The 23,724-nt window shown below is 66.8% G+C and carries 20 protein-coding genes; 11 read left to right on the top strand and 9 right to left on the bottom strand.

Annotated features, from left to right (window positions below; all coding sequences use genetic code 11):
• Nucleotides 1-16 precede the first annotated feature (16 nt).
• The 6 genes from gyrA to dnaA all read right to left on the bottom strand — a co-directional run bounded on the left by gyrA (nt 17) and on the right by dnaA (nt 9,681).
• Nucleotides 17-2,551 (bottom strand): DNA gyrase subunit A, encoded by a 2,535-nt coding sequence (gene gyrA, locus RIN43_RS01820; protein WP_309127159.1) that lies wholly within the window; start codon nt 2,549-2,551, stop codon nt 17-19.
• A gap of 192 nt (nt 2,552-2,743) precedes the next feature.
• Complete coding sequence (gene gyrB, locus RIN43_RS01815) at nt 2,744-4,813, bottom strand: DNA topoisomerase (ATP-hydrolyzing) subunit B (RefSeq protein WP_375163691.1); 2,070 nt, start codon at nt 4,811-4,813, stop codon at nt 2,744-2,746.
• Between the two features lie 117 nt (nt 4,814-4,930).
• Complete coding sequence (locus RIN43_RS01810; protein ID WP_309127158.1) at nt 4,931-5,416, bottom strand: DciA family protein; 486 nt, start codon at nt 5,414-5,416, stop codon at nt 4,931-4,933.
• A complete protein-coding gene (recF, locus tag RIN43_RS01805; protein WP_309127157.1) occupies nt 5,394-6,611 on the bottom strand; it encodes a DNA replication/repair protein RecF in 1,218 nt (405 codons plus the stop codon). The genes RIN43_RS01810 and recF overlap by 23 nt, the downstream gene beginning before the upstream one ends.
• Nucleotides 6,612-6,672: 61 nt before the next feature.
• The gene (gene dnaN, locus RIN43_RS01800) at nt 6,673-7,815 is read right to left on the bottom strand and encodes a DNA polymerase III subunit beta (protein WP_309127156.1); all 1,143 of its coding nucleotides are present in this window, start codon (nt 7,813-7,815) and stop codon (nt 6,673-6,675) included.
• Between the two features lie 468 nt (nt 7,816-8,283).
• Nucleotides 8,284-9,681 (bottom strand): chromosomal replication initiator protein DnaA, encoded by a 1,398-nt coding sequence (gene dnaA, locus RIN43_RS01795; protein ID WP_309127155.1) that lies wholly within the window; start codon nt 9,679-9,681, stop codon nt 8,284-8,286.
• A gap of 329 nt (nt 9,682-10,010) precedes the next feature.
• Between dnaA and rpmH the strand changes: the two genes are divergently transcribed.
• The 10 genes from rpmH (at nt 10,011) to RIN43_RS01745 (ending at nt 18,478) form a co-directional block, all read left to right on the top strand.
• Nucleotides 10,011-10,148, top strand: coding sequence for a 50S ribosomal protein L34 (gene rpmH, locus RIN43_RS01790; RefSeq protein WP_022879826.1), 138 nt, complete (start codon nt 10,011-10,013; stop codon nt 10,146-10,148).
• 20 nt (nt 10,149-10,168) lie between these two features.
• Nucleotides 10,169-10,519, top strand: a complete 351-nt coding sequence (gene rnpA / locus RIN43_RS01785) for a ribonuclease P protein component (protein WP_309127154.1) — start codon at nt 10,169-10,171, stop codon at nt 10,517-10,519.
• On the top strand, nt 10,516-10,866 hold the full coding sequence (gene yidD, locus RIN43_RS01780) for a membrane protein insertion efficiency factor YidD (protein WP_309127153.1): 351 nt from the start codon (nt 10,516-10,518) through the stop codon (nt 10,864-10,866). Before rnpA ends, yidD begins: the two co-directional genes overlap by 4 nt.
• A 3-nt stretch (nt 10,867-10,869) precedes the next feature.
• Complete coding sequence (gene yidC, locus RIN43_RS01775) at nt 10,870-11,940, top strand: membrane protein insertase YidC (RefSeq protein WP_309127152.1); 1,071 nt, start codon at nt 10,870-10,872, stop codon at nt 11,938-11,940.
• Entirely contained in the window at nt 11,940-12,434 is a 495-nt protein-coding gene (locus RIN43_RS01770) for a R3H domain-containing nucleic acid-binding protein (RefSeq protein ID WP_309127151.1), read from the top strand. Before yidC ends, RIN43_RS01770 begins: the two co-directional genes overlap by 1 nt.
• A 95-nt stretch (nt 12,435-12,529) precedes the next feature.
• A complete protein-coding gene (gene rsmG, locus RIN43_RS01765; protein WP_309127150.1) occupies nt 12,530-13,156 on the top strand; it encodes a 16S rRNA (guanine(527)-N(7))-methyltransferase RsmG in 627 nt (208 codons plus the stop codon).
• A gap of 1,608 nt (nt 13,157-14,764) precedes the next feature.
• Complete coding sequence (locus RIN43_RS01760) at nt 14,765-15,646, top strand: ParA family protein (protein ID WP_309127149.1); 882 nt, start codon at nt 14,765-14,767, stop codon at nt 15,644-15,646.
• On the top strand, nt 15,646-16,632 hold the full coding sequence (locus RIN43_RS01755; protein ID WP_309127148.1) for a ParB/RepB/Spo0J family partition protein: 987 nt from the start codon (nt 15,646-15,648) through the stop codon (nt 16,630-16,632). Before RIN43_RS01760 ends, RIN43_RS01755 begins: the two co-directional genes overlap by 1 nt.
• Before the next feature lie 64 nt (nt 16,633-16,696).
• Nucleotides 16,697-18,136: a sugar porter family MFS transporter gene (locus RIN43_RS01750; RefSeq protein ID WP_309127147.1), complete on the top strand. Its 1,440-nt coding sequence runs from the start codon at nt 16,697-16,699 to the stop codon at nt 18,134-18,136.
• Between the two features lie 9 nt (nt 18,137-18,145).
• Nucleotides 18,146-18,478 carry a tryptophan synthase subunit alpha gene (locus tag RIN43_RS01745; RefSeq protein ID WP_309127146.1) on the top strand — a complete coding sequence of 111 codons (333 nt, stop codon included), beginning with the start codon at nt 18,146-18,148 and terminating at the stop codon, nt 18,476-18,478.
• An 81-nt stretch (nt 18,479-18,559) separates the two neighbouring features.
• Here RIN43_RS01745 and trxA read toward each other — a convergent pair whose 3' ends face one another.
• The 3 genes from trxA to RIN43_RS01730 all read right to left on the bottom strand — a co-directional run bounded on the left by trxA (nt 18,560) and on the right by RIN43_RS01730 (nt 22,097).
• On the bottom strand, nt 18,560-18,883 hold the full coding sequence (trxA, locus tag RIN43_RS01740) for a thioredoxin (protein WP_309127145.1): 324 nt from the start codon (nt 18,881-18,883) through the stop codon (nt 18,560-18,562).
• Between the two features lie 61 nt (nt 18,884-18,944).
• Nucleotides 18,945-19,919, bottom strand: a complete 975-nt coding sequence (gene trxB / locus RIN43_RS01735) for a thioredoxin-disulfide reductase (RefSeq protein ID WP_309127144.1) — start codon at nt 19,917-19,919, stop codon at nt 18,945-18,947.
• Nucleotides 19,920-20,006: 87 nt separating this feature from the next.
• Nucleotides 20,007-22,097: a DUF6049 family protein gene (locus tag RIN43_RS01730; RefSeq protein ID WP_309127143.1), complete on the bottom strand. Its 2,091-nt coding sequence runs from the start codon at nt 22,095-22,097 to the stop codon at nt 20,007-20,009.
• A gap of 88 nt (nt 22,098-22,185) precedes the next feature.
• Between RIN43_RS01730 and RIN43_RS01725 the strand changes: the two genes are divergently transcribed.
• Entirely contained in the window at nt 22,186-23,700 is a 1,515-nt protein-coding gene (locus tag RIN43_RS01725) for a methyltransferase (protein WP_309127142.1), read from the top strand.
• The last annotated feature ends 24 nt before the right edge of the window (nt 23,701-23,724 follow it).

Raw genomic sequence — 23,724 nt, 5'->3', positions numbered from 1 at the left:
TTGCTCTTTTCGGGGATCAGGCTTCGGGGGTCTCGGGCTCTGAGGTGCCGGTCTCCGCCTCGTCTTCTTCTGCGAGGCCTCGCTCGCTGTTGCGCGCGATCGCGAGGATGCGGTCATCACCCTTGGTGCGGGCGAACACGACTCCCATGGTGTCGCGGCCCTTGGCGGGCACCTCGGCCACGGCAGAGCGTACCACCTTGCCGCTGGACAGAACCACCAAGACCTCGTCGTCCTCGGCGACGATCAGACCGCCCGCGAGCACACCTCGATCGTCGTTCAGCTTGGCCACCTTGATGCCCGTTCCACCACGGTTCTGCAGGCGGTATTCCTCGACCGCGGTGCGCTTGGCGAAGCCGCCGTCGGTCACGACGAACACGAACTGGCCCGGTGCTGCGACCGATGCCGACAGCAGGCTGTCGTCACCCTTGAACTTCATCCCGGTCACGCCGGCGGTGGCGCGGCCCATCGGGCGCAGCGCTTCGTCGGTCGCCTGGAATCGCACCGACATGCCGCGCCGGCTGATCAGCAGGATGTCGTCCTCCTTGTCGACCAGCAGCGCGCCGACGAGCTCATCCTCCTCGCGCAGGCGGATGGCGATCACGCCGCCCTGGCGGTTGGTGTCGTACTCCGTCAGGCGCGTCTTCTTGACCAGACCGCCACGAGTGGCGAGCACCAGGTACTCGGCGATGCCGTAATCGCGGATGTCGAGGATCTGCGCGATCTTCTCGTCGGGCTGCAGCGCCAACAGGTTCGCGACGTGCTGGCCCTTCGCATCGCGCCCCGCTTCGGGCACCTCGTAGGTCTTCGTGCGGTACACGCGACCCTTGTCGGTGAAGAAGAGCAGCCAGTGGTGCGTCGTGGTGACGAAGAAGTGCTCGACGAGGTCATCGGCTCGCAGCTGCGCGCCCTTGATGCCCTTGCCTCCGCGGTGCTGCGAACGGTAGTTGTCGCTGCGGGTGCGCTTGATGTACCCCTCGCGGGTGACGGTGACGACCATCTCCTCTTCAGGGATGAGGTCCTCCATGGACATGTCGCCGTCGAAGCCATGCAGGATGTGGGTGCGGCGCTCGTCGCCGTAGCGATCGACGATCTCCGTGAGCTCGGTGCGCACGATGTCACGCTGACGCGACTCGGTGGAGATGATCTCCCTGTAGTCGGCGATGCGCGCCTCGAGGTCGGTCGCCTCGTCGACGATCTTCTGCCGCTCCAGCGCCGCCAGACGGCGCAGCTGCATGTCGAGGATGGCCTGTGCCTGGTCATCGTCGATGTCGAGCAGCGACTTCAATCCCTCACGCGCCTCTTCGACCGTGGGGGAGCGGCGGATCAGCGCGATGACCTCATCGAGAGCATCCAGTGCCTTCAGGTAGCCCTGCAGGATGTGCATGCGCGCCTCGGCCTTGGCGAGACGGAACTTCGTGCGCCGCACGATCACGTCGAGCTGGTGGTCGAGCCAGTTCGTGATGAATCCGTCGAGCGCCAGCGTGCGGGGCACACCGTCGACGATCGCGAGCATGTTCGCGCCGAAGTTCTCCTGCAGCGAGGTGTGCTTGTACAGGTTGTTCAGCACCACCTTCGCGACGGCGTCGCGCTTGAGCACGACCACCAGGCGCTGACCGGTGCGGTCCGAGGACTCGTCGCGGATGTCGGCGATACCGGTGATCTTGCCGTCACGAGCCAGCTCGCCGATCTTCACCGCGAGGTTGTCGGGGTTGACCTGGTACGGCAGCTCGGTGATGACCAGGCACGTGCGGCCCTGAATCTCCTCGACCTCGACCACTGCGCGCATCGTGATCGAACCGCGACCGGTGCGGTATGCCTCGTGGATGCCCTTGGTGCCCAGGATCTGGGCACCGGTCGGGAAGTCAGGACCGGGGATGCGGCTGATCAGTCCGTCGAGCAGCTCCTCACGGGAGACGCCCGGGTGGTCGAGTGCCCACAGCGCGGCATCCGCCACCTCACGCAGGTTGTGCGGCGGGATGTTGGTGGCCATGCCGACCGCGATGCCCACCGAGCCGTTGACCAGCAGGTTGGGGAACCGCGCCGGCAGGACGTCGGGCTCCTGGGTCTGTCCGTCGTAGTTGTCGGAGAAGTCGACAGTGTTCTCTTCGATGTCGCGCACCATCTCGAGCGCGAGCGGAGCCATCTTCGTCTCGGTGTACCGCGGCGCGGCGGCGCCCATGTTGCCAGGGGAGCCGAAGTTGCCCTGGCCCAGCGCCAGCGGGTACCGCATCGACCACGGCTGCACCAGGCGCACGAGCGCGTCGTAGATCGCCGTGTCACCATGCGGGTGGTACTGACCCATGACCTCGCCGACGACGCGGGCGCACTTCGAGAACGACTTGTCGGGCCGGAACCCGCCGTCGTACATGCCGTACATCACCCGTCGGTGCACGGGCTTGAGACCGTCGCGCACATCGGGAAGCGCGCGGCCCACGATGACGGCCATGGCGTAGTCGAGGTACGACCGCTGCATCTCGGCCTGCAGGTCGACCTGATCGATGCGGCCGTGTTCGTGACCCTCGTTGATGTCGGGGCGTTCTTCGTCAGTCATGTGTCTTCTCTTCGTCTGCCTTGACCACCAGAGTCTGGTGGGGCCGGGCTACGGAATCTCGTCTTCGTTCGCAGAGCGGGTTCCCTCCCGCTTCGCGGGCCCCTCCCGATGCTCACTCCGACGAGATTCCTCCGCCCTCTGTCGCTGTCATGTCTGTCATCTGTTCACCGCGATGCAGCGGTGGTGTGTGGGTTAGATGTCGAGGAAGCGGACGTCCTTGGCGTTGCGCTGGATGAACGTGCGGCGCGACTCGACGTCCTCGCCCATCAGGACGCTGAAGATCTCGTCGGCGGCCGCGGCATCGTCGATGGTCACCTGACGCAGGGTGCGCGTGGTGTGGTCCATCGTCGTCTCCCACAGCTCCTTGGCGTTCATCTCGCCGAGTCCCTTGTACCGCTGGATACCGGCGTCCTTCGGGATCCGCTTGCCGTTCGCGAGGCCGTGCTCCAGCAGCGCGTCGCGCTCGGCATCCGAGTACACGTACTCGTGCGGGGAGTTCGTCCACTTCAGGCGGTACAGCGGCGGCATCGCGAGATACACGAAACCGGCCTCGATGAGCCCTCGCATGTAGCGGAACAGCATCGTCAGCAGCAGCGTCGTGATGTGCTGGCCGTCGACATCGGCATCCGCCATCAGCACGATCTTGTGATAGCGGGCCTTCTCGATGTCGAAGTCCTCGCCGATGCCCGTGCCGAAGGCCTGGATCATCGCCTGGACTTCCTTGTTGCCCAGCGCCTTGTCCAGCCGCGCGCGCTCGACGTTCAGGATCTTTCCGCGCAGCGCCAGGATCGCCTGGGTGTGCGGGTCGCGACCCTGCACGGCGGAGCCGCCGGCCGAGTCGCCCTCCACGAGGAAGATCTCGCTGATCGACGGGTCCTTGCTGGTGCAGTCCTTGAGCTTGTCCGGCATCGCAGCCGACTCGAACACGCTCTTGCGACGGGCGGTCTCGCGCGCCTTGCGGGCCGCGATGCGCGCCGTGGCCGCGTCGATGGCCTTGCGGATCACGTTCTTCGCCTGCACAGGGTTGCGGTCGAACCATGCTCCGAGTTGGTCGTTCACGATCTTCTGCGTGAACGCCTTCGCCTCGGTGTTGCCGAGCTTGGTCTTCGTCTGACCCTCGAACTGCGGCTCGCCGAGCTTGATCGAGATCACCGCGGTGAGACCTTCGCGCACGTCGTCGCCGGAGAGGTTGTCGTCCTTCTCCTTGAGCAGGTTGTTGGCCCGGGCGTAGCGGTTCACCAGGCTGGTCAGCGCAGCGCGGAATCCCTCCTCGTGCGTGCCGCCCTCATGCGTGTTGATGGTGTTGGCGTAGGTGAAGACGTTCTCGGTGTACGACGTCGTCCACTGCATGGCGACCTCGAGCGAGATCTTGCGATCCGTGTCCTCCGACTCGAAGGCGATGATCTCGTCGTTCACGACATCGGCGTGACGCACGCGATTGAGGTACTCGACGTAGTCGACCAGGCCGCGTTCGTAGAGGAACACGTCTGCCGGCTGCTTCGTGATGACCGTGCCCTCCTCCTCGATCTCGAGGGCGAACGCCGGGCGCTCGTCACGCAGCGCGATGCGCAGTCCCTTGTTCAGGAACGCCATCTGCTGGAACCGGGTGCGCAGCGTGTCGTAGTCGAACTCGACCGTCTCGGTGAAGATCTCGGAGTCCGGCCAGAACGTGATGGCCGTTCCCGTCTCATCGGTGGCCTCGCCCTTCTCGAGCGACTGCTGCGGCACGCCGCCGTCGGCGAAGCTGTGGCGCCAGACGTGACCCTTCTGCTTGACCTCGACCTCGAAGCGCGTGGAGAGCGCGTTCACCACCGATGAGCCGACGCCGTGCAGACCGCCCGAGACGGCGTAGGCGCCGCCGCCGAACTTGCCGCCGGCGTGCAGGATCGTCAGCACGACCTCGACCGTCGACTTGGTCGGGTCTGAGGAGTGCGGGTCCACCGGGATGCCGCGGCCGTTGTCGACCACCCGTACGCCGCCGTCCTCGAGGATGGTCACGTCGATGCTGTCTGCGTAGCCTGCGAGCGCCTCGTCGACGGAGTTGTCGACGATCTCGTAGACCAGGTGGTGCAAACCGCGCGGGCCGGTCGATCCGATGTACATGCCGGGGCGCTTGCGCACCGCCTCGAGGCCCTCGAGGATCTGGATCGAGTCGGCGCCGTAGTCGCCGGGGACCTTGTTCGAGGTCTGCGGTTCCATCCCCTCCTGGTTCGCTGCGCTCGTCGAAGGGTCGTTGTCGTCAGCGGGGGATTCAGGCGTCATCAGTAAGGGTTCTCCACATCGAAAGTTCCCTGTCATTCTATCGGGTTCCGCGACGCGATGTGGCCCTCAAACGCCATGTGTGGCGTTCTGAGCGCTTGAGGGTGCGGGTATGGTGCCCTACCCGTAGGTGTCTCGCGGACCCCGTCCCGGGACGACCCTCGGTCCCCACTTCCACGACGGGACGTCTGGCCCGATGAATCGGATGTTCTCCACCCCCGCATCGGGATAGCGCTCGCCGATCTGGGTCATGATGACCGCCCGCATGTACTGAAGGTTCTTCGCCCATGCCGTCGAATCGCACTTCACGGTGAGCACCCCGCGCTGCAGCGAGACAGGCTCGGAGTGCTTGGCGGTGTCGGCTCCCGCCAGATCTGCCCACTGACGCACGAGATCCTCTGCGGCGAGCGTCTTCTCCCACCCGGCATCCTTGGTCAGCTTCGCCAGCACGTCGCCCAGCATTCCGGGATCGCGGCCCTTCGTGAACGGCGCGTTGTCGTCATCCGCGAGCAGCCGCTTCTTGCGCTTCCAGTTCTTCGAGCTGGGCTTCAGACCGCGCAGGCGCAGGTAGGTCGCGACCGTCTCAGGTGGTTGCGGGTCCGTCATCGGCACCCTCCGTTCCATCGGCTGAGACATCGTCGCCGGCATCCGTCCCATCTCGTTCATCGCTGATCGTACCCGCGCTGATGCGCACCACGTGCCGATGCAGCGCTTCAGGAATGTCGCCCTCGACGGCGGCGGTCACGAGCACCTGTTCGTATCCCGCTGTGAGCGAGGCGAGGCGCTGTCTGCGATCGGAATCGAGCTCGGCGAACACGTCATCGAGGATCAGCACCGGGTCGCCGGCGGGCGATTCGGCGCGCAGCAACTCGGCCGAGGCCAGCCGCAGGGCGAGCGCCACCGACCACGACTCGCCGTGCGAGGCGTAGCCCTTCACAGGAAGATCGCGCACGCGCAGAACCAGATCGTCGCGGTGCGGGCCGACGAGAGTCAGACCCCGGTCGACCTCCTTGGCGCGCTTCTGCTGCAGGGCGGCGCGGAACAGGTCGGCGATCTCACCGCGTGCGTCCTCCGCCTCCGCTTCCCCCTCCTCCGGGTCGCCCCCGCGCACGGAGAGCGCCCATTCGAGCTGCGGTCGATGGTCGGCGCCGGCGATCGCCGCATAGGCTTCGGCGAGCGGGCCCTGCAGATCAGCGGCCAGCCGGATGCGCGCGTGGATGATCTCGGAACCGAGTGCGACCAGCTTGTCGTCCCACACATCCAGCGTCGACAGGCCTTCGCCCCGGATGCCGCGCGCCCTGGCGGATTTCAGCAGCGCGGTGCGCTGACGGAGCACCCGGTCGTAGTCGGCGAGCACGCCGGCGAGTCGGGGTGTGCGCTGTATCAGCAGCTGATCGGCGAACCTTCTGCGCGAGGAAGGGTCGCCGCGCACGATCTGCAGGTCCTCGGGGGCGAACAGCACGACGTGCGCGTAGCGGGGCAGCTCGTTCGTCTTGGCAGGGGAGCCGTTGATGCGCGCCTTGTTCGACCCCTGCCTGTTCAGCTGGACCTCGGTCAGCACGTTGCGGGTGCCGTGCGCGAGACGCGCGCGGATGACGGCGAAGTCCTTGCCGTCACGCACCATCGGCGCATCCGTCGACACCCGGTGGGAGCCGAGCGTCGCGAGGAACACGATCGCCTCGGCGAGGTTCGTCTTGCCCTGGCCGTTGCTGCCGACGAGGACGTTCGGACCGCGATGCAGGGCGAGATCGGCGGTCGCGTAATTGCGGAAGTCGACCAGGTTCAGCTGCTCCACGATCACCGCATCAGCCTACCTTTCGGGTCTGACACCGGTCCGGCAGCCCGACCGAGGCGTCGCGAGCTCAGCGAAGCAGCAGATTGGGCTGCAGCAGGTACTTGAACGAATCGAGTCCCGCCTGGTCGACGGAGGTCTGGCTCGTGATCAGCACCGGGCTGAGCTTGTTCGCGTTGTCGCTGGATGTGAAGGTGACGCGGGTGAACTCGCTCTTCACGGCGCCGAGTGCCTCGAGCAGGTACTGGGGGTTGAGTCCGAGCGTGACCTCTTCGCCGCCGTTCAGGTGTGCGTCGACCGACTCCGACGCCCTCGCCTGCTCGCTGCCCGAAGCATCCATGGTGACGCTGTCGGTTCCGAACGTGAACCGCAGCGGCGCCGAACGGTCGAGGACCAGTGACACGCGGCGCACCGCCTCGATCAGGTCTGCGGTGTTCACGACCGCATAGTGGTCGGTCTGCTCGGGGAACAGCCGGCGCACCGGCGGGAAGTTGCCCTTGATGAGCAGGGATGTGACGGTCTTGTTCCCCGCGGTGAAGGCGATGATCTCGCGATCACCGGCGCCCGAGAACGCGACCTCGATGTTCCCGGCATGCGCGAACGTCTTTCCGACCTCGGTGAGAGTCCTAGCGGGCACCAGTGCCGTCTGCTCCGCGCCTCCGCCGTCCCACGGTACGTCACGGAGAGAGACCCGGTAGCGGTCGGTGGCGACCATGCTGAGCTCGGTGCCCGAGACCTCGAGCTGCACGCCCGTGAGCACGGGGGTCACGTCGTCACGGGATGCGGCGAATGCGACCTGCGCGATCGCGGTGCCGAAGTCCTCGGCCGGGACGACCCCGGTCGAACCCGTCACCTCGGGGATCGACGGGTATTCCTCGACAGGCATGGAGGCGAGGGTGAACCGTGCCGATCCGCAGGTGACTGCGATACCGCCGTCCTCCTCGACAGCGATCTCGATCGGAGCGTTGGGCAGACGGCTGGCGATGTCGGAGAGCAGCCGGCCGTGCACCAGGATCGTGCCAGGGTCATCGACCGTGGCCTCGATGGTGGTGCGAGCGGACGCCTCGTAGTCGAACGCCGAGAGCGTCAGCCCGTCAGCGGACGCCTCGATGAGCACACCAGCGAGGATCGGCTGAGGGTTGCGCTGCGGCAGCAGCTTGACGACGAAGGACACAGCTTCGCTGAACACATCGCGATTGACCTGGAACCTCACGGGCGCTCCCTCGTTGTCGGTCCCTGCAGCGCACATGACCCGCTACAGGCCATCCCATGCTAGTCGTACACCGCGAAGCGCTCACCACCCCGGATTCGCACGTCGGGGTTTCGCTCGTCCACATCCATCCGGTCATCGGAGAACCCTCGATGAAGATTGATCTCTTAATGGTGTTAACAGCTGTGGATACTGTGGATAACTCGGTGGATATCAGTCGCGAGTAGGAAACTACACCTGTGTGAGATGTGGATGTGCTGAGGAATCCGCGGGTTTCCGAGGGTCTGGCGTCCGACCCGCTTCAGAGAGTTATCCACAGACGACCCGGAGCGCCGGCCGTTCCGGACGCGTGATTCCACAAGTTATCCACAACCCCTGCGGAAAGTCCCGCGATCGCAGTCGATGACAGGCGAGGCGGGGCCGCGGGGAGATCGCTCCGCCGTATCCGCGTGATGCGGAGTCTCCGGCGTGTCAGCGGCGACCGATCTGGGTCGTGATCTCGGTGACCTGGTTGTAGATCGACCGACGCTCCTTCATGAGCTCGCTGATCTTCTTGTACGCGTACATGACGGTGGTGTGATCGCGGTTGCCGAACAGCTGACCGATCTTGGGCAGGGAGAGGCTGGTGCGCTCACGGCACAGGTACATCGCGATCTGCCGTGCGGTTGCGATCTGCTGCGAACGGCTCGAGCCGTACAGATCATCGACCGTGAGCTTGAAGTACGCCGCCGTCGCCGTGATGATGTCCGTCGGCGAGATGATGTTGTCCTCTGCGGTGTCGACGATGTCGCGGAGCACGGTCTGCGCCAGGGAGATGTCCAGCGACGACCGGTTGAGGCTCGCGAAGGCGGACACCCGGATCAGGGCGCCTTCGAGTTCGCGGATGTTGGACGACACCACCGTCGCGATGTACTCGAGCACCTCATCGGGGATGTGCAGCGATTCGCTCTGCGCCTTCTTTCGCAGGATCGCGATGCGCGTCTCGAGGTCGGGCGCCTGCACATCGGTGATCAGACCCCACTCGAAGCGACTGCGCATCCGATCCTCGAAGCCGGTGAGCAGCTTGGGGGCCACGTCGCTGGTGATCACGACCTGCTTGTTGTGATCGTGCAGCTGGTTGAAGGTGTGAAAGAACGCCTCCTGCGTCTCCGCGCGCCCCTGCAGGAACTGGATGTCGTCGATGAGCAGGATGTCGACCTCGCGGTAGCGGCTCTGGAAGGCGGCACCGCGGTTGTTCGCGATCGAGTTGATGAAGTCGTTGGTGAACTCCTCGCTCGACACGTACCGCACCTTCACCCCGGCGTACAGCGACTGCGCGTAGTCGCCGATCGCGTGCAGCAGGTGGGTCTTGCCGAGGCCGGAGTCGCCGTAGATGAACAGCGGGTTGTACGCCTTCGCCGGCGCCTCCGCGACGGCGACCGCTGCGGCGTGTGCGAAGCGGTTGGACTGCCCGATGACGAAGTTGTCGAAGGTGTACTTCGGGTTCAGGCGCGATTCGTGACGCAGGGGAGTGGGATGCTGCTGCTCCATGGGCGACTCGACGCGCACCTGCTCCGAGGAGGCGAAGTCGGGTACCGCGATCGACGGGGCCGGCTGGTCGGCCAGCTCGTGGTTCACCACGGTGCGGTATGAGGTGACCTCCTCGCCGATCGAGGACAGAGCCTCCATGATCGGGATGCGCAGCCGCTTGTTGATCTGACCGGCGGTGAGATCGTTGGGCACATCGAGGTAGAGCACGCCGCCCATGACGCCCGCAGGCACCACGAGACTCAGGAAGCCGTGCAGCTGCGGGGTGACGCGCGAGTCCGCGGTGAGACGCTCCTGCACCAGGGACCAGATGGGCACGTCGGGCTGGGCTGCAGTGGTCATTGTGCTCCGGGTGATCTCGGGAGGTTGTGGAAAAGCCCGCCGTCCGGCGTGATCTCCCCCTGTGGATAACGTCGTGTGCAACGGTAGTCAGCAGGACCAAGTACAGCAAGCCGCCCCCGGAAACACGCGGGTGTGTCGGTGGGCGGCGGTCCGTCCACAGTTGTGGATAATGGGTGTGCGCAACGCAAGGGGTGCACAGTGGCACCCGGCGGCGGATTTGCCCTGCGCCTCGGCAGGTCGTACCCTTAATCGGTTGACTTATGCCTATTGGCAGTACCCCCCGTCCCCGGATGATCAAAGCCCGGTGACACCATTCCCGGAGTGATTCCATGAGCAAGCGCACCTTCCAGCCCAACAACCGTCGTCGTGCCAAGAAGCACGGCTTCCGTGCCCGTATGCGCACCCGCGCCGGCCGTGCCATCCTGTCGGCCCGCCGTGCGAAGGGCCGCACCGAGCTCTCGGCGTAAGCCGTCGCCCGGACCACGCCGTGCTCGCCCGGCCGTATCGACTGACCCGCGGCGCCGACTACCGCATGGTGGTCCGACGCGGCACGCGATGCGGAGGGGCGCGCCTGGTGACCTCGGTGCTGCCGACATCTGAGGCGCGCGCACCGAGGTTCGGTTTCATCATCAGCAAGCAGGTGGGATCCGCCGTCGTCCGCAACACCGTGCGACGGCGGCTCAAGGCCGTGTGCGCGGAGTTCCGTGACACGGTTCCCGAGGGCACGGATGTCGTCATCCGTGCCCTTCCTGCATCCGCGACCGCCGGTTTCACCGAGCTGCGCAGCGACGTGGCGCGATGCTTGAACCGGCTGGTCTCCGGTCCGGTGCGCTCATGAGCGCCCTACCCTCGTACGCGTTCGGCACCGCGCGATTCCGCGCCTCCGATGCGCTGCGGAGCATCCCGGTCCTGCCCCGCAACCTGTTGCTGGCGTTTCTCACGGCGTACCGCGCGGTGATCTCCCCGCTGTACGGGGACGTTTGTCGCTATTACCCATCCTGTTCCGCGTACGCTGTAGGGGCGGTTCAGCAGCATGGCGCTGTGCGGGGAGCACTGCTCTCGGCCTGGCGCATCCTGCGATGCAATCCGTGGAGCAAAGGCGGCGTCGACGACGTCCGCCCGCACGCTCACTTCCAATACGACCTGACCCCGCGCGGGTTCGTCGTACCTGCTCGAAAGGACTGAACAGTGGGTCTTGACCTTCTGCTCGCAAGCACCTCAACGCCCGCGTCGGGATCCGGCGGCGGGTTCGATCTGTTCGGCATCATCCTCTGGCCGCTGAAGTGGGTCGTGGAGCTCATCCTCGTCGCCTGGCACTCCCTGTTCACGCTGATCGGGATGCCGGCCGCGGCCGGACTCACCTGGGTGCTGTCGATCGTGGGTCTCGTGATCGTGGTGCGCGCTGCGGTGTTCCCGTTGTTCGTGAAGCAGATCAAGAGCCAGCGCAAGATGATGGAAATTGCTCCTGAGCTGCGAAAAGTTCAGGAGAAGTACAAGGGCAAGCGCGACCAGCTCTCCCGCGAGGCCATGAGCCGCGAGACCATGGCGCTCTACAAGAAGCACGGCACGACGCCGATGTCGAGCTGTCTTCCGCTGCTCATCCAGATGCCGATCTTCTTCTCCCTCTACAGCGTGCTCGTAGACGTGCAGAAGATCCGTGACAACCCGAGCTTCAGCGGCGTCGGTCTGCTCAACAACGAGCTCACCCAGGAGTTCTACGACGCCAAGCTCTTCGGCAGCGTCTCGCTGCACGAGACCCTCAGCGTCGCCTGGGAGAACCAGAACGGACTCGCCATCACGATCCTCGTGGTGCTGGTCGTGCTGATGATCGTCTCGCAGTTCATCACCCAGCTGCAGATCATCTCGAAGAACCTGTCTCCGGAGGCCAAGACCGGCCAGGCATACCAGATGCAGAAGATCATGCTCTACGTGCTGCCGCTGGGCTTCATCTTCTCGGGCGTCTTCTTCCCGCTCGGCGTCGTCATCTACTGGTTCATCTCGAACCTGTGGACGATGGGCCAGCAGTTCCTGGTCATCCGCGAGATGCCGACCCCGGGGTCCGAGGCGGCCAAGGCCCGCGAGGAGCGGCTGGCGCGCAAAGGCAAGGCGGTGAACGCTGAGGGCAAGGTCGTTCCGCTCACGGTCTTCGAGGCTGAGCAGCAGCGCAAGCTCGAAGAGGCGGAGCGCGCGAAGGCCGAAGCGCCGAAGCGTGAGCAGCCCATGAGCAAGAAGCGGGCGAAGAAGAAGGGTTCGAACTGATGACCGCGCAGGACCTGAAGGCGTCGACCGAGTCGACAGTGGAACAGCTCGAGCACGAGGGCGATGTGGCAGCGGACTTCCTGGAGGAGTTGCTCGACATCGCCGACATCGATGGAGACCTCACTCTCGATGTGAGGCAGGGTCGCGCCTACGTCTCCATCGAGGCGGAGGGCGAAGGATTGTCCTTGCTTTCCGCGCCCGACACCGTTCAGGCGCTCCAGGAGCTGACGCGCCTCGCTGTGCAGAGCAGCACCGGTTCCTTCTCGCGACTGATCCTCGACATCGGCGGGTCGCGTGACACCCGCCGGCGTCAGCTCGAAGCGCTGGTGGATGCTGCCGTGGCCAAGCTCGATGACGGTGCGACCCAGGCATCGCTGCCCTCGATGTCGAGCTACGAGCGCAAGCTCGTGCATGACATCGTCTCGGAGCGCGGTCTCGTCTCCGAGTCCTACGGCGAGGGCGCCGACCGGCACACGGTGATCTCCCGGCACTGATGTTTCACGTGAAACACTGATGCGCGCAACAGCCATGGTGCACGGTAGCCAGCGAGCGAAACGAGTCGAGATGCGGGTCCAGCAGTCGGAGCATCGTGTCTGATCCGGGCGTCGAGCAGGAACCGTCGGTCGCAACCGACCTCTTCGGTGATCGCATCGCATCGGTGCGACGATTCACGGCCGCGCTGGCAGCGGAGGGTGAGCTACGAGGCCTCATCGGTCCGCTCGAGCTGCCTCGCCTATGGACGCGGCACATTCTGAACTCCGCCATCGCCGCGCCGCTCTTTCACGGCTCGGTCGCCGATGTGGGGTCGGGTGCAGGACTTCCCGGATTGGTGCTGGCGATCGCTCGGCCGGACGTGCAGTGGACCCTGATCGAGCCGATGGACCGTCGCGTCACCTGGTTGAACGAGCAGGTGGATGCTCTGCAGCTCGACAACGTTCGCGTCATGCGCGCTCGGGCCGAGGATGTCGGACTCGAGTTCGACGTGGTCACCGCACGCGCCGTCAGCGCGATGCGCACCCTGGTGCCGATCACCGCTCCGCTGGTGAAGGATGGTGGTGAGCTGATACTCCTGAAGGGGCACAACGTCCCGGCCGAGATCGACGCCGCGGCCAAGGTGCTGAAGAAGCACAAGGTGAGCGATGTGAGGGTCGACATCCTGGGGGAGGGCGTGCTGACCGAGACGACGCGCGTGGTCCAGGCTCGGGTTCGCGCCTGATCTCAGAGAGTCGGTGTTTCACGTGAAACATCGGCGGCGGTTTGTCAGGATGCAGCGTACGGCTGTCCATCACTTCCTGCTCGACGCCGCACTCGCGAGCCGAGCACGGGCCTGACCGGTCGCGGTACCACACACACGACGAGCATCCCGCTTCCGCCGCGGCACAGGCGTCACGTCGGCCGGTCAATCTCGAAGCTCGAGTACGAGCGCGCTTGATGTTTCACGTGAAACAGTGCCGGCGGAGTTCCCTCAGCGCATTAGTCGCACACCGCCAGTCACCGTGCGCGAGGCCGGCACGGCGCGAGCGTGCGGACGCTGCGGTCTGTCACTGATCTCGTCGCGCGATCACAGGCCCGCGAGACGCTCATTGATCGACAGATAGGCCCTCCGCGAGAGCCATCTTCGCCCCGGCGGCAGGCGCATTCTTCGCTATCTTGCGGTGCCGTTGGTGACGCTGCAGGGCGGGATTCAACTGTCGAGAGGAGCTGATTCAGGCAGGTCGGATGCGAGGCGCCTGTGTTTCACGTGAAACGCCTGGGCGTGATGTATGCGCTCGTCGCCGCCGGCGCGGTCACCGTCCCAGAGTGTGAGGGAGACATGGGCCTGCGGCGCGGAGGGATACGTAGACCCGGCGTCCACCCCGCGACGGCAGCGGTTCGTGGCTTCGCCACCGGACGTTCCGGCGGACGTCGAGGATGCGATCAGGGGCCCGACCTATGCGTCAGCACGGCGACCAGCACCCGGCCGATAATACGCCAAAATTAAGTGATCATGTTCGTTGCTCCGGCGCACCCAGACGGAGATTGGGTCGCCGCGTGTTTCACGTGAAACATGCAGGGCGTGGCGCAGCGTCGGGCGACCCACGGTGGCCGGGGAGCGGAATCTCATCGCCGTCTACCCGATAGCACCCCCCGCACCAGGACATGGCGGCGGCTCACTTGGGACAGATGCACCACACGGCGCCATTGCGGGCAACAGGCCTCCGTGTCGTCCGATCGAGCCACTGCCGGCGGCACGGCGTGGGTGGAGAAGCTCCTCCCGACCGTTTCACGTGAAACATCCGCCCTCTTCGAACAACCTTGCGCGTTTCTGGCCGGAGGTGCGCCGATCGAGGCGCGTCAAAGTGATCCCATCCTGCAGCTCGTGACCCGCAGAATCCGACGCATTCGGAGCGGTCCGGCAACCGACTGCTCCGAGGGATAGGCGCCGCCTATCCACGGCTTGTTCCCCGACCGGACTCTCCGAATGATGCGAGAAGCTGCCATCCCGTCGGGGCGCGGGCTCTGGGGGGGCATCCGCCCCCCGACGAACCTGATCGCGCCCCCCGAACAGTTCGGGATGTCACCGAATGCCTCAGGTCGGGAACGACCGGCGGGCTCGGGTGATGTTTCACGTGGAACCACGGTCCTCTAGTGGCGACCCAACGACGAGCGATGAGGCGGCGCCAGGGCCCACCGGACGTGTTCGCTCGCATTCCGCATCTCTCAATGAAGAGCCGGGGGAGTTCGCCATGTCGGGCGCGGCGGTTAGAGTGGTAGACGGTCCCGGAAGGAGTCGATGTTTCACGTGAAACTATCCGACAAGGCATCGCCGAACAACGATTTCGGGATGGATACGCCGCTCGCACGCGAGCTCGCCGACCTGTCGTCCCGGCGCAAGGCTCTCGAAGGCGTGGATGTCCAGTTCTCCGGGAATACTCGCGTCTTCACGATCTCGAACCAGAAGGGTGGCGTCGGAAAGACGACGACCGCCGTGAACCTGGCCTCGGCTCTCGCGCAGCTCGGAGGAAGGGTTCTCGTCGTCGATCTCGATCCGCAGGGCAATGCCTCCACCGCCCTCGGTGTCACCCACACCGCAGACACCGACAGTATCTATGACGTGCTGATCGGCGACGCCGCGCTGTCGGACATCGTGCAGCCGAGTCCCGAGTCGCCGAACCTGATGTGCGCGCCCAGCACGATCCATCTCGCCGGTGCGGAGATCGAACTGGTCTCGCAGGTCGCTCGTGAGTTCCGGCTTCGCCGCGCGCTCGAGGCATACCTCGCCGAGCAGCCGTTCGACGTGGTCATCATCGACTGCCCGCCGTCGCTCGGCCTTCTGACGATCAACGCGTTCACTGCAGCATCCGAGGTACTCATCCCGATCCAGTGCGAGTACTACGCGCTCGAGGGCCTGAGCCAGCTGCTCGGCAACATCCAGATGATCCAGAAGCATCTCAACCCCCAGCTCCACCTCTCGACGATCCTGCTCACCATGTACGACGCGCGGACGCGTCTGGCGCAGCAGGTGGCCGACGAGGTGCGCAATCACTTCCCGGAGCAGGTGCTCGAGACCGTGATCCCTCGCTCGGTCCGCGTCTCAGAGGCGCCGAGCTTCGGTCAGACCGTCATCGCTTACGACGGCACGTCAGCAGGTGCCATCGCCTATCGCGAGGCAGCAGTCGAGATCGCTCAGCGAGGCCAGGACTCCTCGCAGGACAAGGAGAAATGATGGCCAAACGTACGGGACTCGGACGGGGGATCGGCGCGCTCATCCCGACGGCCGATCAGGCCGAGCGTCCAGTGGACGTCTTCTTCCCCGGGGCATCGAAGGCGAAGCAGGATGCCGCTCCGGCCGAGGTGGCGGAGCTCGAGCAGGACGCCGTCTCTGCCGATGAATTAGCGGCGATCCCCGGCATCCGCCTGATCCAGGTCGACCCGCAGCGGATCGTTCCGAACCCACGCCAGCCCCGCACGCACTTCGACGAGGATCACCTCGCAGAGCTCGTGCACAGTGTGCGCGAGTTCGGCGTGCTGCAGCCGGTCGTGGTGCGCAGGAACGGCGACGGTGAGTTCGAGCTGATCATGGGGGAGCGGCGCACCCGTGCCGCCCGCGAGGCCGGACTCGAGTCCATACCCGCCATCCTCCGCGAGACCGCCGACGAGGACCTGCTTCGCGATGCACTCCTCGAGAACCTGCACCGCTCGCAGCTGAACCCGCTGGAAGAGGCCTCGGCCTACCAGCAGCTGCTCGAGGACTTCGGCATCACACAGGAGGAGCTCGCCACCAGGATCGGCCGGTCGCGTCCGCAGATCAGCAACACCATCCGCCTGCTTCGCTTGCCCATGCCGGTGCAGCAGCGCGTCGCCGCGGGCGTGCTCTCGGCCGGCCACGCTCGAGCCATTCTTTCCGTGGAAGATCCCGAGCAGATGCAGCGCCTCGCCGACAAGGTCGTCAACGAAGACCTCTCCGTGCGTGCCACTGAGCAGGCGGCGAAGGACGTCCCTGCGACCCCCGGCCGATCGCCCCGGCCACAGCCCGGCGCACGCCGTGCATATCTCGACGAGGTGGCCAGCAAGCTCGGCGACCGTCTCAACACACGGGTGCAGATCACGCTCGGTGCTCGTAAAGGCCAGGTCAAGATCGAATTCGCTTCAATCCAGGACCTGAACCGCATCCTGGCGGATCTCGGCGGGGAAGAGTTCGGCGCGCGCTGAGCCGACCCTTCACGGCGATGCTCTCGTCCGATAGGCTCCCGGGCAGACGACCGGGGGGTACCTGATGAGCAGCTCAGCCAGAACGAGTTCGATCCGAGGCCGCGTCATCGGGGTGAGCATCGCCGCCGCGCTCGGCGGCTTCCTCTTCGGCTTCGACACGGCGGTGATCAACGGCGCCGTCGATGCACTGGCCGGCGCGTTCGATCTCGGTGTCGGCCTGAAGGGCTTCGCGGTCTCCTCCGCGTTGATCGGCTGCGCAATCGGCGCGTGGTTCGCGGGGCCGGTTGCCAATCGCTTCGGACGCGTTCCGACGATGGTCGCGGCAGCGGTGCTGTTCTTCATCTCAGCGATCGGCTCGGGACTCGCGTTCGGCGTCATCGATCTGATCGTCTGGCGCGTCGTCGGCGGATTCGGTGTTGGCGCCGCGTCCGTCATCGCCCCCGCCTACATCGCCGAGGTGTCGCCGGCGCGCGTCCGCGGCCGACTGGGTTCGCTGCAGCAGCTCGCGATCGTGACCGGAATCTTCGTGGCGTTGCTGTCGGATGCCATGCTCGCCGGCGCGGCGGGCGGTGCCGCCGCGCCACTGTGGGGGCTCGACGCCTGGCGGTGGATGTTCATCGCCGAGGCGGTGCCTGCTCTGGTCTACGGCATCATGTCGCTGCGCCTGCCCGAGTCGCCGCGCTACCTTGTCGCGCGGGGCGACGTCGAGAAGGCCTCCGAGGTGCTCACCGGCGTGACGGGTGAGATCGACGTGGACGGCAAGATCCGCGAGATCACCGGCACGCTGAACACGGAGCGAAAGGAGTCGCTCAGCGACCTGCGCGGCAGCCGGCTGGGCCTGAAGCCGATCGTGTGGGTGGGCATCCTGCTCAGCATCTTCCAGCAGTTCGTCGGCATCAACGTCATCTTCTACTACTCCACGACGCTCTGGAGGTCAGTCGGCTTCGATGAATCGGATGCGCTCACCATCACCGTCATCACCTCGGTGACCAACATCGTCGTGACGATCGTCGCAATCCTCCTGGTCGACCGTGTCGGGCGTCGCCTGATGCTGCTGGTCGGCTCGGTGGGGATGACCGTGACCCTCGGCCTCATGGCTCTCGCGTTCTCGTTCGGCACGCTGGATGCCGCAGGCGACGTCGTGCTTCCCGAGCCCTGGTCGACCGTGGCGCTGGTGTGCGCGAACGCGTTCGTGGTGTTCTTCGGAGCCACCTGGGGTCCGCTCGTCTGGGTGCTGCTGGGGGAGATGTTCCCCAACTCGATCCGCGCCGGCGCGCTGGCGGTGGCGGCCGCAGCGCAGTGGGTGGCCAACTTCTTCATCTCGACCACATTCCCCGCTTTCGCAGAGATCGGTCTCACCTTCGCCTACGGCTTCTACGCCTTCTTCGCCCTGCTGTCGTTCTTCTTCGTGTACTTCAAGGTCGCCGAGACGAAAGGCAGAGAGCTGGAGTCGATGACGGACGATGCGGTGGTCGAGCGCCGCAGGCGGGTGAACCGCGCGTAGGCTTGGGGGATGACCGAGTCCGTGCCTCGCCGAGCCAGCCTGGAAGTGCTGCGCGCTGAGGCGTCGGACGAACTCGCCGTGCTGATCCAGGAGCGGCTGCGCGCGGGCGAGGATCCGTGGGACTTCATGGACGACCTGCCCAGCATTGACGAGCTGGTCGTCTACCTGCTGCGGGCCGACAACATCGCCGCGAACGACAGCGTGCGCCCGAACGCGGCACGACACTACCGCGTGCTGCGCCAGATCGCGCTGGAGTACCCGGAACTGACGAAGGCGGTCTGGGGCCTGCTCGGCGAGCAGCGTCACCGCCGTTGGGACCCGACGATCGCCGACGCCTCCTGAGCCGCGCCGCCGTCGGCACCCGAAGACGACGAAGCCCGCCACCTCGGTCGAGGTGGCGGGCTTCCAGCGTCTGTATCGGACTCAGCCGATGAAGGCCGCGAGATCCTTCTCGAGGGCGAACTTCGGCTTGGCGCCGATGATCGTCGTCTTGACCTCGCCGCCCTGGAAGACCTTCATGGCGGGGATCGAGGTGATCTGGTACTTCATCGCGAGCTCGGGGTTCTCGTCGACGTTGAGCTTGAGGACCGTGATCTTGTCGGGGTTCTCGGCCTGGATCTCATCCAGCACCGGCGCGACCATACGGCACGGTCCGCACCATGCGGCCCAGAAGTCGACCAGCACCGGACCGTCGGCCTGCAGTACGTCCTGCTCCCAGGTGGCCTGGGTGGTTGCCTTGGCAGTCATGAATTCTCCTTGTTCGGTGTCACCTGGTGAAACGTCGGATGCGGGAAAAGTGTTCCCGAGGTCAGCCGACGATGACCTCGGCCGCCTCTGCGGCCGGAACCTCGACCGAGGCGTCCTCGAGATCTGCGAGGAAGTGCTCGACGTCGAGTGCGGCCACGACGCCCGAGCCAGCGGCGGTCGCCGCCTGCCGGTAGGTGGGGTCGATCACGTCACCGGCGGCGAAGATGCCGGGTACCGAGGTGCGCGACGAGCGGCCGTCGACCCAGATGGTTCCCGCCGGGGTGAGCTCGAGCTTGTCGTGCACGAGGTGCGTGCGAGGGTCGTTGCCGATCGCGACGAAGACGCCGTTCAGGGCCAGCTCACGGGTGGAACCGTCGACGGTCGAGCGCAGTCGGACGCCGGTGGTCTCGAACTCGCCGAGGATCTCTTCGACCTCGGTGTTCCAGATGAACTCGATCTTCTCGTTCGCGAAGGCACGCTCCTGCATGATCTTCGATGCACGCAGGCTGTCCTTGCGGTGGATCACGTACACCTTCGAGGCGAAGCGGGTCAGGAACGTCGCCTCTTCCATGGCGGAGTCGCCACCGCCGACGACGGCGATCGTCTTCTCGCGGAAGAAGAAGCCGTCGCACGTGGCGCACCACGAGACACCGTGGCCGGAGAGGCGCTCTTCGCCCTCGATGCCGAGCTTGCGGTATGCGGATCCCGTGGCGTAGATGATCGTGGAGGCCTCGTGCACGGCGCGGCTGCCGAGGGTGACCTTCTTCACCGGGCCGGCGACGTCGAGTTCGACGACGTCGTCGTAGACGACCTCGGTGCCGAAGCGCTCAGCCTGCTCCTGCATCTTCACCATGAGATCGGGGCCCTGGATGCCCTCGGGGAACCCGGGGAAGTTCTCGACATCGGTGGTCTTCGTCAGCTCACCGCCGACCTCGACGGAGCTCGCGATCAGGAGCGGTTCCAGGTTGGCGCGTGCCGCGTAGATGGCGGCGCTGAATCCGGCCGGACCCGAACCGATGATGATGACCTGACGCATGTGCTCTCCTTCGTCGGCCGGTGCGCCACGGGAGCGCGGCGAACCTGCCTCGACTGCTTAAACCAATGGTAACCGCGGTGCATTCCCTCACGACGGAGCAGCGGCGCCGCGCTTGCGCACGATGGTGCGCGCCAGGCCGAGGACGAACAGCACGACGATCACACCGCCGAGGATCACGAGGCCGATGCTCTCCCAATCGGCGCGGAGGGTGACGTCGGCGACGGCCGGCTCTCCGATCGGCGCATCGTTCGGGCCGATGAGACGGAAAGCCACCCGCACGTCGCCACTGGCTACGCGCGCCTCGATCGGCACGTTGACGCGCGTGCTGCTCGCGGCCAGCGCGGTGACCTCGGTGAGCGGCTGGATGTCCAGCCGCGGGTCCGATGGAGTGCTGCTCAGCGTGACCGTGACCGGCCAGGGAAGATCGTTGCGCACCCATACCGGCAGGGGAGCGGCCGAGGTGAACAGCTGGACGGGTTGCGGCTGCTGGATGCTGACCGAACGCAGTGTCGTCGACACCCGCTCCGTTCGCGCGGCGCGGGACTCGGCGAACTCCTCGTCGTCGAGGCCGACGCCGATCGCACGCAGGATGCGGATCCGCTCGGGCACGAGCAGCACAGCGGGCGCCTCGAGGATCGACGAGAACGTCTCGATGCGCTGCTCGTCCTGCAGCATGGCCTCATAGGCGGCTGCGCGCCCTTCGTCTGGTGTGCCGGTGAGCGTCACCGGCGCGGCGGGGGCGGTCAGGGCCGTGAGGAGCCGCACGTCTGGCGAGGCGAAGGCACTCAGCGCGGCGCGCAGCGCGATGGGCGAACGGGTCTCCGAACGCTCCAGGCCGAGCAGCACTAGAGGCGACCGCTGCTGGGCGTAGAAGAGGTGACCCGCGACGGCGGCGATCTCGCGCTGGCGTGCGCCCTCGTCGGCGGCTTCGACGGCCGCGGAAAGGCGGGCGGATGCCGGAGTGTCGGTGACGAGCACGTCCTGTCCGCCGACGGTTCCGCGGGTGACACCGGGGCGGTTCACGGAACTGGACGGGACGATGATGGTGGCGCCGTCACCGAGCTGTTCGCCGAAGTGCGCGATGTCGGCGTCGGTGAGGTCGCCGCGCGGCCAGAGGATGCCGCCCTGCGCGCCGCGGATCGCGGAGAGTGCGGCGTTGTCGGGCAGCGCAGGATCGGCGGCGGCGGTCGGGCCCGGTGTCGGCGTCGGAGTCGGCGTCGGTGGCGCCTCCGGGAGCGGGAAGTCGGCGGGTTGCAGCAGGGGGGCGAGTTCCTGCGGTGCGAGGAGGGTCGACTGGCCGGCGTGTGCCTGGGTGGCGGCATCCGCGTCGGCGAACTGGAGCGTGAAGATGTCGTTCGGCAGGTTTTCCAGGCGATCGAGCCACGCGATCGCGCCGGCCGGCGCGCGCGTGCCGAGCATCCGGATGGCCGCCGGGATCGCGGGGTCGACGGCGAGGAGCGCGGTGGTGCCCGTGACGGCGTCGAGCTGGCCGGTGAGCGCGCCATCCGGCGCGGTCAGGGTGCTGAGCTCGTCGGAGGTGAGCAGTGACCCATCGGCAGGGGTTGCGGTGATCGGCACGATCACGCCGGTGCGATGATCGCCGGTGGGGGCGACCACCAGGACGGTCGTGGCGGATGCCTGCTGCGCGACCGGCTCGCCCTCTTCGCCTTCGCTGGTGGCGCCGTTCAGCGTCGCGCGCAACGGGTACACACCCGGTGTGAGCGCACCCAGGTCGGCGGCGTCCACGATGACCTCTGTCGTGGCCGTCGAACCACCATCGACGGCGGGGGTCGCTTCGGTCGCCACCGCTCGGAATCTCCCCGGCGACGTGCCGCCGTCGAGCCAGGCGTCGAGGCTCGCACTGTCGGGGAGTCGGGTGGTGCTGAGCTCGATCGTCACCGTACCGGCGCTCAGCGCCGCATCCGTGTCATTGTCGAGGGCGACCGAGCTCAGCAGTGAGCTGCCCGGTGCGACCGTGGCGCCGGAGCCCGTGGACAGCGCGAGCGTCACGGCACCGCCGGTCTCGGTCGGCTCGTCCGTCGCCGCGGATGCCGGGCTCGCGCCCGTCGTGAGCGCGGCGCCCACGGCGACGGAGCCGACGACGAGCGCCGCGGCGAGTCGGCTCAGCAGCCGCTGCGCACGCGGACGGATGCCGATGCGGGGGAGGGACGCAGTCATAAGTCGTGTCGGACCGGCCGGGATCGCGGTCGTGCCGACGCCACTGATTCTAGGTGGCGAGGGATGCCGAAGCCTGAAGGCGCGTAGAGTGACCGCCGTGCCGGACCGATCTCAGCCTCATCCGAACCTGCCCGTTGCGCAGTCTCTCGCCGCCGACCTCGACGACGCCGACTTCCGCTCGGATCCTCTGCGGCGGCTGTGGGGCGAGGAGGCGGACGACGCGCTCGCCCGTGGTCTGCTCGAGCCGATCCTTCGTGCGCTGGCCGAGAAGGACGACCCGCTGCCCACTCTCGGGCGCCTGCTCGTGCTCGGGATGCCGCAGCCGCTGTCCGCTGTGCAGCGCGCGCTTCCGCGTGCGGGAGTGGACGGGCTCATCGCGCTCGGTCTGGCGCGCGTCGACGGTGCCAGGGTGATTCCCGAGGCGCTGATCAGGCCGCAGTCGTTCGTGGATGCCGACGGCGTCGGCGAATGGTGGATCGCGAGCGATCTCGATGAGGTGGCTCTCGGCGCCGCCCTGCCAGGGGATCACGTGCTGGGAGTCGGCGGCGCCTCTCGCACGCTCGCCGAGTTGGTGATCCCGGCGACCGTGGACCGCGCGCTCGATCTCGGCACCGGGTGCGGCATCCAGGCCCTCCTCGTGGCGCGGCACGCCGGCCGGGTCGTCGCCACCGACATCTCGGAGCGCGCGCTCGCCTTCGCCGAGATCAACGCGCAGCTGAACGGCGTGCGCAACATCGAGTTCCGGCTCGGCAGCCTGTTCGAACCCGTGGCGGGGGAGGCGTTCGACCTGATCGTGTCGAACCCGCCGTTCGTCATCACGCCGCGGGTGTCGGGTGTGCCCGAGTACGAGTACCGCGACGGCGGGCTGGTGGGCGACGCGCTGGTCGAGCAGTTCGTGCGCACCGTGCCCGCGCACCTGACCGAGGGCGGGATGGCGCAGCTGCTGGGCAACTGGGAGTCCCGCGGCGGCCTCGCAGGCCTCGACCGCCTGCGCGGCTGGGTGCGCGAAGACCTCGACGCCTGGGTCATCCAGCGCGAAGAGCTCACTCCGCTCGGCTACGCCGAGCTGTGGATCCGCGACGGCGGAACCCTTCCCCGCGATGCGGCATTCACGCGGATGCTGTCGGCCTGGCTCGATGACTTCGACGAGCGCGACGTTGACGCGGTCGGGTTCGGATACATCCTGTTGCGGCGCTCGCCGGATGCCGCGGCGCGGTTGCGCCGCTTCGAGAAGATCTCGCAGCCCGTGTCGAACCTGGGGCGCGCACTCGGTGCAGGGCTCGCTGCGCACGACCTGCTCGTCACCGGCCTGCCCGCGAGGCTGACCGTCGCGCCCGACGTGACTGAGGCGCGGCACTTCATGCCCGGCGATGACGACCCCAGTGTGATCGAGCTGCGCCAGGGCGGCGGCCTCGGCCGCACCGTCGGGGTCGACCCGGCGCTCGCCGGCTTCGTGGGTGCGTGCGACGGCGAGCTCACGGTCTCGCAGATCGTGGCGGCGCTGGCAGATCTGTTCGATGTGCCCCTCGCAGAGCTCTGGGCCGACCTCGAGCCCCGCATCCGCACGCTCGTGCTCGACGGCCTGCTGCTGCCGGCGGAATAGCCCTCGGCATGCATGCGTTCGCAT

It is taken from the genome of Microbacterium sp. (assembly GCF_031178445.1).
In the GTDB taxonomy this organism is placed as follows: domain Bacteria; phylum Actinomycetota; class Actinomycetes; order Actinomycetales; family Microbacteriaceae; genus Microbacterium.
The sequence above is the reverse complement of the archived record's forward strand: the minus strand, read 5'-3'. Positions and strand labels throughout refer to the sequence as shown.

Bases quoted from the DNA above. Each gene is read 5' to 3' on its own strand.
- RIN43_RS01810 (WP_309127158.1), bottom strand. From the start codon at position 5,416: ATGACGGACCCGCAACCACCTGAGACGGTCGCGACCTACCTGCGCCTG.
- RIN43_RS01745 (WP_309127146.1), top strand. From the start codon at position 18,146: ATGACCGAGTCCGTGCCTCGCCGAGCCAGCCTGGAAGTGCTGCGCGCT.
- rpmH (WP_022879826.1), top strand. From the start codon at position 10,011: ATGAGCAAGCGCACCTTCCAGCCCAACAACCGTCGTCGTGCCAAGAAG.
- RIN43_RS01755 (WP_309127148.1), top strand. From the start codon at position 15,646: ATGGCCAAACGTACGGGACTCGGACGGGGGATCGGCGCGCTCATCCCG.
- dnaA (WP_309127155.1), bottom strand. From the start codon at position 9,681: ATGACCACTGCAGCCCAGCCCGACGTGCCCATCTGGTCCCTGGTGCAG.
- trxA (WP_309127145.1), bottom strand. From the start codon at position 18,883: ATGACTGCCAAGGCAACCACCCAGGCCACCTGGGAGCAGGACGTACTG.
- RIN43_RS01760 (WP_309127149.1), top strand. From the start codon at position 14,765: ATGGATACGCCGCTCGCACGCGAGCTCGCCGACCTGTCGTCCCGGCGC.
- gyrA (WP_309127159.1), bottom strand. From the start codon at position 2,551: ATGACTGACGAAGAACGCCCCGACATCAACGAGGGTCACGAACACGGC.
- yidD (WP_309127153.1), top strand. From the start codon at position 10,516: ATGAGCGCCCTACCCTCGTACGCGTTCGGCACCGCGCGATTCCGCGCC.
- RIN43_RS01730 (WP_309127143.1), bottom strand. From the start codon at position 22,097: ATGACTGCGTCCCTCCCCCGCATCGGCATCCGTCCGCGTGCGCAGCGG.
- gyrB (WP_375163691.1), bottom strand. From the start codon at position 4,813: ATGACGCCTGAATCCCCCGCTGACGACAACGACCCTTCGACGAGCGCA.
- trxB (WP_309127144.1), bottom strand. From the start codon at position 19,919: ATGCGTCAGGTCATCATCATCGGTTCGGGTCCGGCCGGATTCAGCGCC.
- RIN43_RS01770 (WP_309127151.1), top strand. From the start codon at position 11,940: ATGACCGCGCAGGACCTGAAGGCGTCGACCGAGTCGACAGTGGAACAG.
- RIN43_RS01750 (WP_309127147.1), top strand. From the start codon at position 16,697: ATGAGCAGCTCAGCCAGAACGAGTTCGATCCGAGGCCGCGTCATCGGG.